Origin of the sequence: Larkinella bovis (assembly GCF_042655385.1) — a bacterium.
Taxonomy (GTDB): domain Bacteria; phylum Bacteroidota; class Bacteroidia; order Cytophagales; family Spirosomataceae; genus Larkinella; species Larkinella bovis.
This window is the reverse complement of the sequence record NZ_JBHSMA010000001.1, coordinates 147,395-165,061: the sequence shown is the minus strand read 5'-3', so window position 1 is coordinate 165,061 and position 17,667 is coordinate 147,395. Positions and strand designations below refer to the sequence as shown.

General features: G+C 54.5%; 13 protein-coding genes. 4 read left to right on the top strand and 9 right to left on the bottom strand.

The genetic code is table 11. The annotated features are described in order from the left end of the window. The first annotated feature begins 16 nt into the window (after positions 1–16). Positions 17–1,399, top strand: coding sequence for a sulfatase family protein (locus tag ACFPMF_RS00650; RefSeq protein ID WP_379840485.1), 1,383 nt, complete (start codon positions 17–19; stop codon positions 1,397–1,399). 65 nt (positions 1,400–1,464) lie between these two features. Further along, complete coding sequence (locus ACFPMF_RS00645) at positions 1,465–2,160, top strand: head GIN domain-containing protein (RefSeq protein ID WP_379840484.1); 696 nt, start codon at positions 1,465–1,467, stop codon at positions 2,158–2,160. Here ACFPMF_RS00645 and ACFPMF_RS00640 read toward each other — a convergent pair. From ACFPMF_RS00640 to ACFPMF_RS00610, 7 genes are all read right to left on the bottom strand, one after another. Further along, positions 2,157–3,158 (bottom strand): ABC transporter ATP-binding protein, encoded by a 1,002-nt coding sequence (locus ACFPMF_RS00640; protein ID WP_379840482.1) that lies wholly within the window; start codon positions 3,156–3,158, stop codon positions 2,157–2,159. The two genes, ACFPMF_RS00645 and ACFPMF_RS00640, sit on opposite strands and share 4 nt — an antisense overlap. 224 nt (positions 3,159–3,382) lie before the next feature. Continuing rightward, a complete protein-coding gene (locus tag ACFPMF_RS00635; RefSeq protein WP_379840480.1) occupies positions 3,383–4,483 on the bottom strand; it encodes a TFIIB-type zinc ribbon-containing protein in 1,101 nt (366 codons plus the stop codon). Between the two features lie 82 nt (positions 4,484–4,565). After that, on the bottom strand, positions 4,566–5,549 hold the full coding sequence (locus ACFPMF_RS00630) for an SPFH domain-containing protein (protein ID WP_379840479.1): 984 nt from the start codon (positions 5,547–5,549) through the stop codon (positions 4,566–4,568). Between the two features lie 161 nt (positions 5,550–5,710). After that, the gene (locus ACFPMF_RS00625; RefSeq protein WP_379840478.1) at positions 5,711–6,544 is read right to left on the bottom strand and encodes a hypothetical protein; all 834 of its coding nucleotides are present in this window, start codon (positions 6,542–6,544) and stop codon (positions 5,711–5,713) included. Between the two features lie 56 nt (positions 6,545–6,600). Further along, positions 6,601–7,665, bottom strand: a complete 1,065-nt coding sequence (locus ACFPMF_RS00620) for an NADH:flavin oxidoreductase/NADH oxidase (protein ID WP_379840477.1) — start codon at positions 7,663–7,665, stop codon at positions 6,601–6,603. 85 nt (positions 7,666–7,750) lie between these two features. Continuing rightward, positions 7,751–9,940, bottom strand: coding sequence for an alpha-galactosidase (locus ACFPMF_RS00615; RefSeq protein WP_379840476.1), 2,190 nt, complete (start codon positions 9,938–9,940; stop codon positions 7,751–7,753). Positions 9,941–10,009: 69 nt separating this feature from the next. Further along, positions 10,010–11,485 (bottom strand): M48 family metalloprotease, encoded by a 1,476-nt coding sequence (locus ACFPMF_RS00610; RefSeq protein WP_379840475.1) that lies wholly within the window; start codon positions 11,483–11,485, stop codon positions 10,010–10,012. A gap of 179 nt (positions 11,486–11,664) precedes the next feature. Between ACFPMF_RS00610 and ACFPMF_RS00605 the strand changes: the two genes are divergently transcribed. Next, positions 11,665–12,810: a redoxin domain-containing protein gene (locus ACFPMF_RS00605; RefSeq protein ID WP_379840474.1), complete on the top strand. Its 1,146-nt coding sequence runs from the start codon at positions 11,665–11,667 to the stop codon at positions 12,808–12,810. A gap of 129 nt (positions 12,811–12,939) precedes the next feature. Here ACFPMF_RS00605 and ACFPMF_RS00600 read toward each other — a convergent pair whose 3' ends face one another. Beyond that, positions 12,940–15,360, bottom strand: a complete 2,421-nt coding sequence (locus tag ACFPMF_RS00600) for a PAS domain S-box protein (RefSeq protein WP_379840473.1) — start codon at positions 15,358–15,360, stop codon at positions 12,940–12,942. A gap of 10 nt (positions 15,361–15,370) precedes the next feature. After that, complete coding sequence (locus ACFPMF_RS00595; RefSeq protein WP_379840472.1) at positions 15,371–15,772, bottom strand: response regulator; 402 nt, start codon at positions 15,770–15,772, stop codon at positions 15,371–15,373. Positions 15,773–15,946: 174 nt separating this feature from the next. On the opposite strand from ACFPMF_RS00595, the gene ACFPMF_RS00590 reads away from it, so the two are divergent. Then, complete coding sequence (locus ACFPMF_RS00590; protein WP_379840471.1) at positions 15,947–17,653, top strand: IlvD/Edd family dehydratase; 1,707 nt, start codon at positions 15,947–15,949, stop codon at positions 17,651–17,653. The last annotated feature ends 14 nt before the right edge of the window (positions 17,654–17,667 follow it).

The window sequence follows — 17,667 nt, the reverse complement described above, 5'->3', positions numbered from 1 at the left end:
GCTTTCCGTAGCCTTTATGAAATACCACCCTTTTATTTTGGCAGGCACGCTGCTGCTGGCCGGAATCAGCGTTTCGCTCGTTCCCCATTCCCCGAACGCCCCGGCACCAAAGCCTAATATCGTTTTCATCCTGGCCGACGATCTGGGCTGGGGCGACCTTTCCGCTTACGGGGCCACCGATTTGAAAACGCCGACCATCGACAGTCTGCTGCGGGCCGGCCTGCGGTTTACCAGTTTCTACGCCAACAGCCCGGTTTGCTCGCCCAGCCGGGCGTCGCTGCTGTCGGGGCGCTGGCCGGAACAGATGGGGGTGCCGGGCGTCATCCGGGATGATTCGACCGATAGCTGGGGGTATCTGGCGCCCGGGCCCCTCCTGCCCGATTACCTGCAACAGGCCGGTTACCACACGGCGTTGGTCGGCAAATGGCATTTGGGTCTGGAATCGCCGAACACCCCCAACGAACACGGTTTCCTGGAATTCGACGGTTTTCTGGGCGACATGATGGACGATTATTATACCAAACGGCGGAACCGGCATAATTTCATGCGTCATAACCGGCAGATTACCGATCCGCCCGGCCACGCTACGGATGTGTTTACGGACGGTGCCATCCGGTACGTGAATACCCGTAAAGGCAAGGCCAATCCGTTTTTTCTGTACCTCGCCTACAACGCTCCGCACAACCCGCTGCAACCACCCGCCGAGTGGCTGGAAAAAGTCCGGCACCGCGAACCGGCCCTTGATCCGACGCGGGCGCGGCTGGTGGCGCTGATCGAACACCTGGACGCCAGCATCGGGCGGCTGCTGGCCACCCTGAAAGCCAACGGCCAATTGCAAAACACGCTGATCGTTTTTACGAGCGATAACGGCGGCTGGGGACCCGCCAAGGCGAATAATGGTCCCGTGCGGGCCTTTAAGGGAACCATGTACGAAGGCGGCATCCGGATTCCGGCGGGGGTCGTCTGGGCGAATCACATCAAACCGGGTCGGGTGTCGGACGAACGGCTGCAACTCATCGACTGGTTGCCCACGTTTCTGGAGCTGGCCGGTCGGAAAGCGACGGCACCGATCGACGGGAAATCGCTGGTCAGCCTGTTACTGAACGAAAAACCGGACGATCCGGCCCTGGAAAGCCTCCGGCAACGGCCGCTGTTTTTCATCCGGCGCGAAGGCAGCGACGCCTTCAAAGGCCTGACCACGCAGGCCGTTCGGCTGGGCCACTGGAAATTGTTACAGGCCAGTCCGTTCTCGCCGTACGAGTTATACAACCTGCAGGACGATCCGAAGGAAACGACCGATCTGGCCGGGAAGGAAAAAACCAAAGCCGCCGAATTAACCCGTCTGTTGATGGAGCATATCCGGCAAAGCGGCTCGGTTCCGTGGCAAAAAAGAAAATAAAACCGGTGCAACTTTCGGCCGAAAGTTTGCATCTTCTGAGCACCAACCCCAACTCGATACCGAACATGCGTACCCCATCGTTTTATTTTTTTGTCCTGTTTGTGGCCGTAACCGTGGGTAACTCTCAGGCTCAATCCGTTACGAAGCAATTCAAGATCAAGTCGTTCGACCGTATCGATGTGGCCAATGCCATTGATGTGGAAGTCCGAAAAGGGAGTTTCGAGGTGGTGGCCGACCTTTCGCCCGGCGAAACCGACTACCTATCGATCAATAGCGAAAACGGCGTCCTGACCGCCCGCTTCAACCGACCGGCCGGGCAATGGCTTCCGGGCAAAAACCGGCGGTCGCCACGCCTGATCATTACCATGCCGGCTTTACGCGGCATTACACTGTCCGGCGCGTCGGATGCTGACGTAAACGATTCATTCGATAGTCAGGATCTGGAAATTAATCTCTCCGGCGCGGCTGATCTTTCGATGAAGGACATAACGGCCAACCGCATCCGGCTGAAAGCGTCCGGGGCCTCGGACACAAAACTACGGGGGAGAACCCGGCTGCTGGACGTGGAGATTTCGGGCGCTTCCGATTTATCGGGGTATGACCTGACCGCCGAAGAAGCCATTATCCGGGCATCGGGTGCCAGCGATGCTTCCATCACCGTTACCAAACGACTGGAAAAGACAACGCGCGGGGGAGCCGATGTGTCGCACCGGGGTAATCCGCAAACCGTCGTTTCCAACCAGAAAAAATCCGACGACTAGGACGAACCCCGCATCCAGTGAACCGCATCCGGAGCCATTTCCAGCCCCAGAACATCCCCCACTTTGATTTTTTCGTTGGAGGGAGCGAGGAACGTCAAATTCACAAACCGATTCATTTCGACCTCCACTTCACAATACGCCCCCTTGAAGAACACATGGCGCACGGTTCCGCCGAAGCGGCCGCGATCGCTCAACCGAATATGTTCGGGACGAATGCAGGCCAGGGCGTTGGGCTGATACGCGTGAATAATGCCCATTAAGGGCAAATGCTTCGCCCGAACCAGATTGGCCGGGCCGGTCATCTGCGCGACGTACGCATTGTAGGGACGGCGGTAAACATCCATCGGGGCGCCCATCTGCACCAGCTGGCCTTCCTGCAAAATTCCGATGCGGTTCGAGATAGAGAGGGCATCCATCGAATCGTGCGTCACGAACAGACAGGCGGTTTTTTCATTCCGTACCAGATCCAGCAACATACTCCGAATCAGTTCCCGGTTGGGCAGATCGAGGTGGCTGAACGGTTCGTCGAGCAACAGAACCGCTGGTTTTTCGGCAATGGCGCGGGCAATGGCCGTCCGCTGCTTTTCTCCGCCCGACACCTGCCGGGGCACACGGTGCTGCACCGACTCCAGGCGGCACAGACGAATCAATTGCTCAACCCGGAAATCCTGGTACCGTTTTTCGTAAAACCGAAGCGCGTATGAAATATTTTCCCGAATGGAAACATTCGGCATGAGCTGGTACTCCTGATGCACCAGCTTGATATGAGCATGTCCCGGAACCAATTGCTCCGAGGGGCCTTTCACCCGTTCGCCATTGAGTTTAACGACGCCTTCCGTTGCATCGACCAAACCGGCCAGCAGATTCAGCAAGGTACTCTTTCCCGACCCACTGGCTCCAATCAATCCGACTACCTCACCCGGTTTTATGACCAACGAAACACCCCGAACGGCTGTCACGTCCCCGAAAGACTTTACAAGTTGGATTGCTTCAAGCAAGGATAGTTGACCTTTTCAAATTGTGCAAAACTCTACAAATCAGCTTATTATTGATTCTTTTACAGAAAACAATGTTCGCCGAGCCTGCAAAATTAACCATTTATAGGAACAACCGGGCGATCAGAAATGACGGAATGGCAAAAATATTTTCCGTCTCTTCGCGCATACTGTTGGTATGAATAAATGATCAATTATTTGAAAAGACACCCTTCAGAAGGCGCATTTTATCGTTTCCCGAGCCAGTAGAAGAACAGGATCAAGAGGAGAAATCCGCCTACCAGCATCGCTATTTTCCAGGCCGATTTGGGGCGTTCTCCCGCAATCTGACCGGTTTGCCCGTTGACCAGGAAACGGTACTGCTTGCTGTTGTACACATAGGTACAGATCCAGAGCGGCAACAGAATGTGTTTGAACGTCTGGTTGGTCAGCGTGGTATCGACGTTCAGGTTCCGCTGCGTATCCCCGCCCAACTGAGAGGCACAGGCATTTTCTTCCCGGTTTCGGATCTGCGCTTCGGCTTTGCGGGCACTTTCGGCCAAATCGATGCTGTAGACCTCAGCCTCCCAGCCCAGCATGATGCGCGGATCGTAATCGACCACCTCCTGCAGGTTAAACCGGCTGGTTTCCTGCACCTGGCTTTCCCGCTGCGACAGTTTCCGCGACGCCATTTCGAGCATATCGTCGTAAAACGCCTGGTGCGAACCCCGGCGGTATTCCCAGCGGACGCGTTGCTGCTGTTGCGTCACGATCTTTCCGTTCGCGTCGCGCACCTGTACCGGCACGTAATAATAAAAACCGGCTTCGCCCGAATACTCCGAATACGCCTGCGCATCGAAGGTCCAGAACGGTATATACATCCCGTGCAGGTTGTCGAGCATGGCTCCCGCCGACAGATCCGACGGCGACAGCCAGCTATCACCCACCCAGCTCTTGAACCGTTGCAAGGCCTGCGGCTTCGAAATCCGAAATGGTAACAGCCCAGCGGGTTCGATCAGCCGGGTTTTCTGGGCGTCGGGGTTAACGTTTTTAGAATTACAAAAAGCGCAGCTGATGGTCGGCGCATCAAAATTCACCATCGTTTTGGCCCCGCAGTTCTGGCAGGTAAACAGCCGTTTTTCTTCCGTCGGCGCGTTGGGTAACTGGCGGTCCTCCACCCGAAAGGTGAGGGGATTTTCGTGCAGGTTGTTTTTGGTAAACAGAATATCTTCCGTATTGCCGCAATAATCGCAGCTAAGCTTCTGTTTTTCGGCCGAAAATTTTAACTGCGCCCCGCAGGTTTTACACGGCGCCCGGACCAGATCGGAAAGTTCGGAGGGAGATTGCATTGGAACGGAAGAAAGGGCGAAAAACAGGAAAGGACGAACGGGAAGTGTTTATCCTTTCCCCTTTCTCCTCTCCGGCTTTGCCTTATAGTCGGGCTAACAGTTCGGCTTTTTTGGCGTTGAATTCTTCGTCGGTCAGAATGCCGGCGGCTTTCAGTTCACCGAGTTGCTTGAGCAGGTTCATGACCTCGGCTTTATCTTCTTTCGGGGCCGGCTGGGGCGCATTGGCGGCACTCGTGTTCTGCATGAAATTGCCCAACCCGCCCAGCAAAACCGCAGCCCCCCCGGCTCCCCCGCTCTCGGCGGCATCTTCCAGCGCAATACCGGCCTGAAACTGTTGAAAACGCGCCATGTCGCCCACCATGTTCATCTGGGTTGTTTTGTCCAGGAACGCTTCGACTTCGGGCGGTAGGCTCGTGTTTTCGACGTAAAACTTGGTCAGTTCCAGGCCGTAACCCGTAAAGTCGTTCTGGAGCAGGGGCAGAAGTTTATCCCCAATTTCCTTGTAATTCCGGGAGAGGTCATACACTGAAATCCCGGCTTCGCCGATGGTGTCGGTAAAGTTGGTCACGATGGCCGACCGAAGCTGGTCTTCTACGTCGCCGATCCGGACAATGGGCGTGGTTCCAGCAAACTCCTTGATGAATTTTCCCCCATCCGTCACCCGCAGGGCAAACACGCCGAAGGCCCGGACGCGCACCTGCTTCAGTTCGGGATCGCGGACAATGAACGGATTTTGCGTTCCCCACTTCAGGTTGGTAAACTGCCTGGTCGACACAAAATAAATATCGACTTTGAACGGCGACTCGAACCCCATTTTCCACGATCGCAGCGTGGTCATGATCGGCATGTTCTGGGTCGTCAGCTCGTAACGGCCCGGCTGATAGATATCCGCAATCCGGCCTTCGTTCATAAAAACCGCCACCTGCGATTCGCGAACGGTCAGTTGCGCCCCGTATTTGATATTGTTACCGTTGTCCGGAAACTTCCAGATTACCGTATCGTTCGAGGTATCGACCCAGTCGATAACTTCGATAAATTCATTGCGGATAAAGTCAAAAAGTCCCATGTGCTAGCTCCCGACCGTTATAAAACCGTCGCATGAAGGGTTTTAAGATTTACAGACCCAATTCTACACAAAAAAAACGAACCCGCAGAGATTCGTTTTTTTGAACGGTCCGAAAGGTCTTTCAGCGTGTTGATTTTCAGGAAAAGCGGAAGCCCAGCCAACTACTCCCGCCAATCATAGCGAGCTTTATCGAGTAATACGAGACCCATCAGCCGGCAAATCCGCAATTCTTCGGGAGGCATTTCCCCAATCGTGAAACGAAAACCGGTCCAGTCGCTGAAGTAGTTTGCTTCGTTTTTCTGATTAAAAACCGTCAACGCATCAAACTTCTTCCGAACGAATTCGTAGGTTCGGTCGTCCAGGTAATCCACTTTCTTTTCCAGGTACTCCGCAACTGCTTTCGTGGACTCATCCATTTTTCGCTTGAAATAAAAATAGTCCGGCCACAGGTGATTTAGTTTGAGTTGCAAAAGGGAAATCCTCAAAAGATTCGGCCGGAACGTGCGGGCATACCGGAAATGGCCAACCAGAACATGTTTGCGGTATTCGATCAAATACCGACGGTATTCGGCCTTTAGAAAATCAACCTTTGTTTTTGTTTCCGGCAAAATGGCAAGCGGCTGTAAAAACCGGTCGTTGAAGAAATCAGGCAGAAACTCGTTTTCGTAATACCCAATCAATTCCTGGTGGTAGTCAATCTCAACGGCCCTGGCACGGTCTGCCTCCTTCAGGCCGGTTTCCATTTGCTGAATGAATCCCTTTCGTTTTTCTTCATAGGTTTCAAACTGCTGTTCCGTAAGAATGTCTTTGAAGGAAGCCCATTCAAAATCCCATTCTTCCCATTCCGAAAAAAAGTCGGTGGCTGAATAAACATTTTTATCGTCTTCGAACTGATGGATACGTTCAGCCTGTTCGTCGGTAAGTTCCAGACCGTACATGTTCTGGAAGCGATCCTTTATGATGTCAATAAGCCACTGATGTTCCTCCTGTTGCATGAAATTGATGGATCAAAAGCGTTACCTGAGCTTTCCGAAAACGGCCACAAATCGTTTCATTTCGCCCGCAGATACTGCGACGGCCAGGCGGTTTCGGCCTCGAGTTGCTGAGCGGCATGGAGCGGGAAATACGGATCGCGCAGCAGTTCGCGGGCCAGCAACACCAGATCGGCCTGGCCGCTGGCAATGATCCCGTTCGCCTGCTCGGCGGTGGTAATCAGGCCCACGGCACCGGTCAGAATCCCGCTTTCTTTTTTGACTCTCTCGGCAAACGGAACCTGATAACCGGGACCGATCGGAATTTTAGCCCCCGCCACATTCCCGCCAGACGAACAATCGATCAGATCAACACCTTTCGCTTTCAAAACCCGCGCTAACGCCACGGCATCGTCGGGCGTCCAGCCCCCTTCGGTCCAGTCGGTGGCCGAGATCCGGACAAACAGCGGAAGCTCCGGCGGCCAGACGGTTTGCACCCGTTCGAGCAATTCGAGCAAAAACCGGATGCGGTTTTCGAACGACCCGCCGTACTGATCCGTCCGCTGATTGCTCAGGGGCGACAGAAATTCGTGAAGCAGATAACCATGGGCCGCATGCAGTTCAATCACTTTAAAACCGGCTTCCAGTGCCCGCGCAGCCGCAGCCACAAAATCGGCGATCACCTTTTCAATGCCTTCGGCGGTCAATTCCAGCGGGATTGTTTCCGTCGGAATAAACGGAACCGGGCTGGGTGCGACGGTTTGCCAGCCCCGTTCAGCATCCGGCGGAATCATCTTCCCGCCCTCCCAGGGCCGGACGTGGCTGGCTTTCCGACCCGCGTGAGCCAGCTGCATACCGGGCACTGCCCCATGCGCTTCCAGAAAGGTGGTAATTCGCTTCAGAAACGGCAGGTGCTCGTCCTTCCAGATGCCCAGATCGTCGGGCGAAATCCGGCCTTCGGGCGAAACCGCCGTGGCTTCGGTCATCACCAGAGCCGCCCCACCCACGGCCCGGCTCCCCAGATGAACCAGGTGCCAGTCGTTGGCAAACCCGTCTTCGCTGGAATACTGACACATGGGAGAAACCGCAATCCGGTTTTTGAATTGGATACTTCGTATGGTTAACGGACTGAACAACTCGGACATGATTGTGATTGATTAATGTGCCTTTTTAACCAAGCCACCCGGGAAGGAGTTCGGCCCACCCGCTCACTTTTCGCAAGCTTCGCGCTCACCGGCCTTCCACCACGAGCCACTGGTAACTTTCCGGGGCTAGGTCAACGGTCAGCTCCACGTCGTAATTCCGGTTCAGCCGGTAGGTTTTTGCGGTGCCCTCCCCCACCCGAACGGCAGCCGAATCCGTCAGCCCGGTGTAGTAGAGCGGCAGTTTGATCGTCCGGCTGATTTTGGTTTTCAGCGGATTATACAGCATCACCAACCCTTTCTCGTTCAGGGTCGGGTTGACGTGCATGATGCCATCCCAATCCCGGCCATCGGGCCGACGAAGGTGAATGAGGTCAGAGTTGAGAATGGGACGGTATTTTTTATACCAATCAATGACGCGTTTGACGGTTTGTTTCGTTTCTTCCGTATCGTACAGCCGGGGTCCGCGGTAACAGGCCTGCACGCCCGCGCCGTAGTACTGCATCATCAGTTGTTCGTAATCGCCCAAGTGTTCGCTGAGCGGCTCCAAAACCGCTTCGGGTCCTCCCCCCTGATACCTGGTCAACGGCACAAACCCCCAGCCCATCGAAGGCGTTTTCTCCCAGGTTCCGTCGTAGATGTTCTGCCGGTTCAGAAGCTTCTGCTGCTCGCGGGAGAGCGAAAAATTTACTTCGCGGTAGCCCACGGCAATTTTGTGCGTACCGTCCATGAAATACCAGTCAGGCGCGTTGATGTAAACGCCTTTTTCGTTCAAAAACCGGTACAGCCCCTTCTGCATTTCCATCTGCACCCACTGCGAATCTTCCAGCCCTTTGTGGCCGAGATGTTTCACCGACGCGCACACGTCGCCGGGGTACGGGCCGTCGTGCTCGAGCAGATCAAAACCGGTTTCGGTGATAAATTTCCTCAGCTTATCGAGGTAGGCAATGCCCCAGGCACTGGCCAGACAGGGCGCGTGGCCGAAAAAAGCCGCTTTATTGGGCAGGCCGGTTTTGGGATCGATCACGTCGGTTTCGTCGTCGATCCGGCGGCTGCTAAACAGTGAATAACCGCCCAGCAGAATGTTTCTGGAATGGGCGTAATCGGCCAGCTCCCTGAATTTCTGAATATTGGCCGGACTGACGTCTTCCATATTCAGCCCACTGCCAAAGCTGAGAATGACCATCTCATACCCGGTTTCGGCGCACTGGTCGATAACGTTCCGAACCACCGCCGGGTCCGTGCTGATGAGGTGCATGAAGATCGGATTCTGCGTCGTCCACGGCGCCACGGTTCGGTAAAATTGTCGGCGCGCCAGCCCGTTGCGCTCCCGGTCGTAGGAATCCAGCAGCAATTCATACGTTCGGATAGAGGTATACGTTTGACCGTTTTCCAGGTCAATGCCGACACCCAGCGTTGGGTATACTTCAAGGAGGCACGGCGTTTCAAAATTGTAGTTGACCTGGGAGGTGTAAAGCGAATCGATTTTCCAGTGCGTAGCCTGATCGGACAGGTCATACCGCATGGCGTTGTTGAAGGCGAAGTTGTTTTCGATGTAAATCCGCTGCGGTTTCTTCATCTGCTCCGGCTTCCCGACCACCGCCGATTCTTCTTCGGGCGTGGCCAGCACCTCGTTGACCACCTGATCGATATGCAGCGGTTTTCCGCTCCGGTTCTCCACCGTCACCCATTTGCAAAGGGTCGGAATCCGGTCGTATAAGGCATAATGCACCACGATGTCAATCCCCTGTACTTCCGGCTGGTGGGCGGTAAATACCAATTGCAATTCCTGACCGGTAGGTTGATTCCGGTTCATCGTCCAGGTTCTGGCCTGCCCGTTCAGCGTCGGTTTGAGGGCAGAAACCCGAAAGCTTTTATACTGAAAATCCGAAGGATTGGCCGTAAATCCGGCAAGCCATTCCTCCTTCAGATAGGCGTGTTCTTTCTGCCCTTCCAGCCCGCCGACCCGGTATTTTTTTCCGTTCAACACCACCACGGCTTCCGGTTTTACCGACCGAATCAACTGTTCATTGGTCGTTAGATTCCGGAAGTCAACCGTCGCCAGATTGGGCGAAATCCGAAACCGCCGAAGAATCAGGCCGTTCGACAGCACCAGTTCCCGGCCCTGACTGGTCTGGTAAACCCCCGCTTTCCTCGCTACCGGAGCCACCAGCCAGTCACCCCTAAAGGCATCGGGACGGTAAACCGGGAGGCTGGAAATCTGGGCAAAGCAGGGGAAACTCAGGAGCCAAAACAGCCCCCACAAGGTCAATTTCATCGGATTTAGTAGATTTGAAAACCGGGTCATTCCTTTTTTAACCCATTCGGCAAACGACTCTTCGATCGATTAACGACCGATGATTTTGATCAGCGAGCCGCGTGCTACCTTATCGTCGGCTTTCAGGCTGTTCAGCACCCCGAGTTCTTCGAGCCGGTTTGCGGGCATTCCCAGATTGCCCATCACCTCCCTGAAGGTTCCATCGCGCGATACCGTCCGGATCTGCACCCGCTCTGGTTTGCGATTAATTTTCTCCTGATCGGTGAGCGCCCGAAAATTTTTGGCTACCGGTTCGAACGTGCGGAAAGCCGTCGCAAAATCACCCGCCGTTGCCAGCCCGTGCAGGGCGTAAATGGTATTGTTGTATTGAATCAACCAGGTCCCCAGTTGAAGAACTGATTTCGGATCCTGCTGCGGCTGGGGCTGTCCCTGTTGTTGCTGCGGTTTCTGTTGTGAAATCATCACCAATGCCGGAATGCCATTGAGCGTGGTGCGACCGCTTTCCAGTACGTTCAGGTTCAGTTGCTGCACCAGCGTCTGGGAAGCCTCCTCGAGCGTATTGCCTTTGGCCAGCATCAGAATCATCGCCGATTTACCATCCTTGGCCGCCATCTGAAACTGCGAAGGGGAGTTCTGATGCTGCCAATCTTTCGGAACCGGAAACTGAAACTTTAGCTCCGGGTGGTAAAACATATTATTCTCCACAAAACCCTGACGCGGGTCTTCGCCGTAGATAATTCCGTCGATCATGCGCAGGTACCGATCCCGCTCAACCCGGTAGTTCCCCTGGTTCTGCTGCTGGTAGGCCGTAGCCATTTCGTTCACCTTCACATTTCGATTGGCCGGATCCGGGTGCGTGGACATAAACGTGGGCACCTGTTGCCCCGAATTGTCCGAAATACGTTTGATGGTCGAGAAAAAGTGGGCCATCTGGCGGGCGTCGTAGCCGATTTTGCTCGAATACTCCACCCCGATTTTATCCGATTCCGACTCGTGATCCCGGCTGTATTTCAACATAAACAAGCCTAGGCCCTGTTGCAGGGCTTCGATGCTTTGCCCCAGTTGCGGCACCAGCACCGCCCCCGCAATGACGCCGATTGTACCCAGCATCTGGCTGGTTTGCTGACGAACCGAATGCCGGGCCGTGATGTGTCCGATTTCGTGCCCCAGTACCCCCGCAAACTCCGCTTCATTGTTAAAATGGGCCAGGATGCCACGGGTAAAGTAGACATACCCGCCCGGTACGGCAAAGGCGTTAACAACCGGTGAATCAACGATGTAGAACTGGTAAGGCAGGTCCGGCCGGTGCGAGATTTTGGCCATCGCCTGGCCTTTTTCGTTGATGAAGTCATTCAGTTTTTTGTCTTCATACAGGCCCATTGTTGTCACCACCGACGGATGGGATTCTTTCCCCAGCGCAATTTCCTGCTCGGTCGACATCAGCGACAACTCTCGTTTTCCCGTTACGGGGTTCCGGGCACAGCCCGACAATCCAACCAGAGTACCCAGAAGAAGCGCTCGCAGTAGAAAGGATTTTTTATCCATATTTTTGAATTACGTTATGGTTTTGATATGAACTATCGGCCACCACCCTTTTGTTTGGAAGAAAAACAGCAACACTTACCACATTTTCCTGATAAAAAGCAAATTAGGCAATAAATTTGCTAAGATTCCAACCGATAACCCCCGTTGCGTCCCGGGCAATCGCTTATCATACCTTGCTTATGAGACTTTTCATCCTGTGTATCATTCCGTTATTTTTGTATTTCGAGGCTACTTCCCAATCCAAACCCGTTAAAAAACAATCCGGCCCGGATATTTCGGATGGGTATACCATTACGGGGTCGTTAAAAAATGCGGCCAACCGCAAAATTATCCTTACCGAGAACTCCTTTTACAAAACCCGGCAGCATTCGGATACCACCGTTGCCAACGCCAAAGGGCAGTTTTCGTTTAAGGGGAAACTGGATGAAGTGGCGTTTTACAACCTCAAGGTCGCCGGAAAACAGGGTCAGCAGCATTTCTACCTCGAAAACGCCCCCATTACCATCCGGGGCAATGCCGACTCGCTCTGGGCCGTTCAGGTGACGGGTTCGAAAGAGGAAAATCTGCGGAAAGTACTCGAAAAAATGATTTTGGATACCGCCAGCACCAATCGCTACAAACGAGCGGAAATCAAGTTCAGTAACGCCCGGGCCGTTAACGATCAGGAAACCATGCAGGCCGCCATCCGGGATCAGGAGGAGGCCGTCAGACTGGACCAGAATCGCTTCAAACAGTTTATTGCAGAACACCCGAACCATGCCGCCAGCGTCAATGTGCTGGGCATGCTGATGAACCTGAACGATGTGGCTGGGGCAGACAGTATGCTGACCAAACTCGAGACGATGGAGATTGGGAAATCACAGCAGGCGAAGTTTTTCCGCCAGCAGATCGATCAGCTCAGCCGCCTGACGATCGGCAAAATTGCTCCGGAGTTTGCCCAGACCGATACGTTGGGCAATGTGGTCAAGCTGTCGGCGTTTCGGGGGAAATACGTCCTGATCGATTTCTGGGCCAGCTGGTGCGGACCCTGCCGGGCCGAAAACCCGAATCTGGTGCAGACGTACCGCACGTTCAAAGACAGGAATTTCACTATTTTTTCTGTCTCGCTCGACAATAACAAAGAAAACTGGCTGAATGCGATCCGGAAAGACAACCTCACCTGGGCGCACGTCAGCGATCTGAAAGGCTGGAAAAATGAAGTGGCGCAGCAATACAACATCAGCAGCGTTCCGGCCAACTTGCTGCTCGATCCCACGGGAAAAATCATCGCCCGCAACCTCCGCGGAGAAGCCCTGAACCGAAAAATCAAGGAGTTTATTCCGTAGAGGGGGACGGTATACGGTTTTTGGTACAGGAAGATCAACTTGTTTACGGCAACCTGTAAACCAAAAACCGTTACGAAATAAAATACCGTAAACTGGATACTGAAAACCGTATACCGAATACCGTCCCGCTTACCGATGTCTGGGCAGGAAAACGTGAAAGGTCGCGCCTTTATTCGGTTCGCTTTCGGCCCGAATCAGGCCGCCGTGGTTTTCGACAATTTTCCGGCACAGCGCCAGACCAATCCCGGTTCCGGCGTAGGCTTTGCGGTGATTCAGGCGTTGAAAGATCGTGAATACCCGCTCGGCATACGCCTGTTCAAAACCAATTCCGTTGTCCGCAATTTTAAGGTGAACGTACGGTCGGCCGGAAGGTAACCCGGAACCCGGGGGGATGCTGTCTCCCGAAACCGTTTCGGCCGTAATCGTAATGAGCGGTGCTTCGGCCGAAAACTTGAGCGAGTTGCCGATCAGGTTGGCAAACAGCTGGTTCAGATGGGTCGGAATGCCTTCAATGATCGGCAAAACCATTCGTTGAATAACCGCCCTCTTCTGCGCAATGAGCAATTCAAAATCGGACTCCACGTCGGCCAGAACCTGATTCAGATCAGTCTCCACAAAGCTTTCAATGGTCTGCGACAAGCGGGAATAATTCAGAACCGACTTGATCAGTTCCGCCATTCGTTGGGCCGAAGTACTGATTTTTTCCAGGTATAGCTCCGCCGACTGCGCATCACTGAGGTTCAACCGAAGCAGTTCGGAAAATGACTGGATTTTTCGCAACGGTTCCTGCAGGTCGTGGCTGGCGATGTAGGCAAACTGTTCCAGTTCCTGATTGATTTTGATCAGTTCCTGGTTGCTCTCGTGCAGTTCCTGCGTCCGCTGCTGCACCATCCGCTCCAGTTCGTCGGCCATCTTTTTCTGGTCGTCGATATCCGTGCTCGTGCCGATCCACCACTGGATGACGCCCTGGCTATCCTTCATCGGAACGGCCCGGCTCAATTGCCAGCGGTATTCGCCGTCGTACCGGCGGAAGCGGTGCTGAAAGACAAAATCCTGGCCGGTTTTGATGCAGAATAGCCAGGCATCAAGGTTCGCCTGCCGTTCGTCCGGGTGAGTAATCTGAAGCCAGATATTGTCCTGCACCGCATCGCTCGACAAACCGGAATACCGGAAAACCGACTGGTTGAAATAATTCAGTTTGCCGGTCGGTTCAGCCGCCCACACGAACTGGGGCATGAAATCGGCCAGGAGACGGAAGCGTTCGCGGCTCTCCTCTAGGGCTTTCTGGGCCGCCAGTTCCGGGCGCAAATCCCGCATCACCGCGCCGACTGCCAGCGGCAAACCGGTACTGGGGTCATCGATCCGAAGGCAATTGTTGTAGAGCGGCAGAATTTCGCCCGTTTTCTTATTGCGGGCGGCAAACTGCCCCGACCACCGGCCGGTGGCCATTACCGACGGGATGATTTCGGAACTAACAAAAGTAAACTGTTCCGGAGTGTGTAAATCCGTGATCGGAATCCTCGAAACGTCTTCATCCGCATCAATGCCCAGCAGCGCTTTTCCCGCTTTGTTAATGTACGAGTTTCTGCCATCCAGTTCCAGAATGGACATCAGATCGACGCTGTTTTCAACCAGCGTCAGCAGTTTCTGCTCTTTCTCCCGGGCGCGAACTTCGTCGGTGATATCCTGCAAAATGCCGTTAAACCGGATGGCCGCCCCTGACTCATCAAAAATCGCTTTGCCCTTCGCCCGAACCAGTCGCTCCGGCTTATCACCTGTATTCAAAATAGTATATTCTACATCATATTGCCCGCCGGAACTCGCCTGCAGCGCGGTTTTGATGGCGTCGGCCACCCGGTTTCGGTCTTTTTCGGCCATGGAAGCCAGCGCCTGACTCAAATCGATTTCCTCTTCCTGCCGCCGGCCAAACCAGGCTTTCAGCCGGTCATTGCCCGTAAACCGGTTAGTCGCCGGATTCAGATCCCAGGCCCCCAATTCGGCGGCTTCGATGGCAAACTGAAGCTGGGCCTTGCTTTCTTCGAGCGTTTTCAGGTTCAGAATTTTCTCAGTGGTTTCCGTGCAGGTCACAAAGACACCACCCACCTCACCCGACTCACTATGCACCGGGCTGTAGCTAAACGTCCAGTAGACATCCTTGATCTGACCGTTGCGGTAAATCGGAAGCAGTTGGTCTTCGTTCCAGGTGGCCCCGTCCCCGTTCATCACCTGATCGATCAGTGGTTTGATAGCCGGCCAGACTTCGGGCCAGATGATCTCGCCCCGCTGCCCGAGCGCGGAAGGATGTTTGCCGCCCGCTCCCAGACTCGGGCGGTAGGCGTCGTTGTAAAAACAGATCAGATCCTTTCCCCAAAACAGAAACATGGGAAACCGGGAATGCAGGATTATGCTGAGCGTCGTTCGCAGGCTCTGGGGCCAGCCTTCAATCGGCCCCAGGGGGTGCGCCGACCAGTTTCTCAAACGAATCAGCTGGCCCATTTCGCCCCCACCAGCCAGAAACGGGTGGGTTATTGGAGGAGGTTTCGTTTCCATGGAAAACCGCTTAAGCCATCGGTCTGTCGAGCAATAATTGTGATAATCGGGCGGTGAGCATTGAAATAAGGGGCGGTTTGGTCAAAAAGGCCGACGCGCCCAACGCCTTGGTTTCCTGAATATCACGGGGTTCTGAGGAAGTTGAATAAATAATGATCGGAATGTTTTCAATGCGGGCGATTTTTTTGAGTTCGACCAGACACTGTTTCCCGTGCATCCGGGGCATGTTCAAATCCAGGAAAATGTACTGGGGACAGAAGTTTTCTTCCTGTTTCAGCATTCGCAGGGCTTCCCCGCAATCGTCGGCAACCACACACGTCAGGTTGGGATCTACTTTTTTCAGCGCCAACGCAAACAATTCCTGATCATCTTCATCGTCATCAATCAGGAAACAAGTCACAGGTTCGTTCATGCCGTCAAGTGGTAGTGGTATGGGGTACGCCTTGCGAATATATTAAATAGTCGTGACGAAATGGGTGAGCACGTTCATTTACCGAAAACTTTCTAACTTACCGCTCCAACGGCCCGCCGGGTCGGTTCGTTCTTTTTTCTTTCATTGCTTTACTCACTAACACCCTGTTTTAAAATGCACCTCCGATCGCAAGAATGGTTTGGCCGTACCGGTAAAGACGGTTTTATTTACCGGGCCTGGATGAAAAACCAGGGATTTCCTCACCATTTGTTCGAAAGCAGGCCGGTTATCGGCATATGCAATACCTTTTCGGAATTAACGCCCTGTAATGCCCACTTCCGCGATCTGGCCGAAGCCGTGAAGCGGGGTGTCTGGGAAGCCGGCGGTTTCCCGCTCGAATTTCCGGTCATGTCGCTGGGCGAATGCCAGATGAAACCGACAACGATGCTGTTCCGCAACCTGGCCAGCATGGACGTGGAAGAATCGATCCGGGGCAATTCGATTGATGCCGTGGTGCTGCTGTGCGGCTGCGACAAAACCACGCCGTCGCTGGTGATGGGCGCGTGCAGCGTCGATCTGCCGACACTGGTGGTCTCGGGCGGTCCGATGCTCGCCGGGAAATACAAAGGCCGCAATATCGGCACTTCCGATCTGTGGCGGTTTGCCGAAGCCAACAAAAAAGGCGAAATGTCGCAGGAAGAATTTGTGGCCGCCGAAGCCTGTATGGCGCGTAGTCAGGGCCACTGCGCCGTGATGGGAACGGCCTCCACGATGGCGGCCATGGTCGAATCCCTCGGACTGGCCTTGCCCGACAACGCCACGATTCCGGCAGCCGATTCGCGCCGGAAAGTGCTCGCCCACCTGGCCGGGATGCGGGCCGTCGAAATGGCCCGGCAGAACATTCGCCCTTCGCAGATACTGACCCGACAAGCCTTCGAAAATGCGATTATGGTCAATGCGGCCCTGGGTGGCTCGACCAATTTCATCATCCACCTGACGGCCATTGCCGGCCGGATGGGCGTCGAACTTTCGATTGATGATTTCGATAAACTGTCGGCAAAAATCCCGCTGCTGGCCAATCTACAGCCTTCGGGAGAGCATTTTGTGGAAGATTTGTTTTACGCGGGTGGTCTGCCGGCGATCATCAAGGAACTGCAGCAATTCCTGCACAACGACGCCATGACCATCAACGGCCGGACGCTGGGCGAGAACTGCGCCAGGGCCGAATGCTACAACCGCGACGTGATCGCATCCGTCGACGAACCCTTCAAACCCGAGTCGGGCGTGGCCATTCTGAAAGGAAACCTGTGTCCAAACGGGGCGGTTCTGAAACCGTCGGCGGCCAGTCCGGAACTGATGAAGCATACCGGCCGGGCCGTGGTGTTCGAGAACATCGACGATTACAAAAAACGCGTTGATGATCCCGATCTCGACGTCGATCCTTCCTGTGTGCTGGTGCTGAAAAATGTGGGACCGAAAGGCTATCCGGGAATGCCGGAAGTAGGCAATATGCAGCTCCCGGCCAAGGTGCTGGCCCAGGGCGTCCACGACATGGTCCGGATTTCGGATGGCCGGATGAGCGGTACCGGTTTTGGGACCGTCGTTTTACACGTTTCGCCGGAAGCGGCAGTCGGCGGTAATCTGGCCCTGGTACAGAACGGCGACCTGATTACGCTCGATGTCGAACAACGCCTGCTGCACCTCCACGTGGAAGAGGAAGAACTGGCGCGTCGGCTGACCCATTTCAAACCGATTGATCTCGGGTATGACCGGGGCTATACGCGCATGTATATTCACCACGTACTCCAGGCCCACGAAGGGGCCGACTTCGACTTCCTGCAAGGCAGCTCCGGGCCGGTTGTCAAGCGCGATTCGCATTAATGGGGAACGTTCAT

What these genes read in the sequence shown, in the direction of transcription:
- ACFPMF_RS00650 (WP_379840485.1), top strand. Translation starts at nt 17, where the DNA reads ATGAAATACCACCCTTTTATTTTGGCAGGCACGCTGCTGCTGGCCGGA.
- ACFPMF_RS00645 (WP_379840484.1), top strand. Translation starts at nt 1,465, where the DNA reads ATGCGTACCCCATCGTTTTATTTTTTTGTCCTGTTTGTGGCCGTAACC.
- ACFPMF_RS00635 (WP_379840480.1), bottom strand. Translation starts at nt 4,483, where the DNA reads ATGCAATCTCCCTCCGAACTTTCCGATCTGGTCCGGGCGCCGTGTAAA.
- ACFPMF_RS00630 (WP_379840479.1), bottom strand. Translation starts at nt 5,549, where the DNA reads ATGGGACTTTTTGACTTTATCCGCAATGAATTTATCGAAGTTATCGAC.
- ACFPMF_RS00625 (WP_379840478.1), bottom strand. Translation starts at nt 6,544, where the DNA reads ATGCAACAGGAGGAACATCAGTGGCTTATTGACATCATAAAGGATCGC.
- ACFPMF_RS00620 (WP_379840477.1), bottom strand. Translation starts at nt 7,665, where the DNA reads ATGTCCGAGTTGTTCAGTCCGTTAACCATACGAAGTATCCAATTCAAA.
- ACFPMF_RS00615 (WP_379840476.1), bottom strand. Translation starts at nt 9,940, where the DNA reads ATGAAATTGACCTTGTGGGGGCTGTTTTGGCTCCTGAGTTTCCCCTGC.
- ACFPMF_RS00610 (WP_379840475.1), bottom strand. Translation starts at nt 11,485, where the DNA reads ATGGATAAAAAATCCTTTCTACTGCGAGCGCTTCTTCTGGGTACTCTG.
- ACFPMF_RS00605 (WP_379840474.1), top strand. Translation starts at nt 11,665, where the DNA reads ATGAGACTTTTCATCCTGTGTATCATTCCGTTATTTTTGTATTTCGAG.
- ACFPMF_RS00600 (WP_379840473.1), bottom strand. Translation starts at nt 15,360, where the DNA reads ATGGAAACGAAACCTCCTCCAATAACCCACCCGTTTCTGGCTGGTGGG.
- ACFPMF_RS00595 (WP_379840472.1), bottom strand. Translation starts at nt 15,772, where the DNA reads ATGAACGAACCTGTGACTTGTTTCCTGATTGATGACGATGAAGATGAT.
- ACFPMF_RS00590 (WP_379840471.1), top strand. Translation starts at nt 15,947, where the DNA reads ATGCACCTCCGATCGCAAGAATGGTTTGGCCGTACCGGTAAAGACGGT.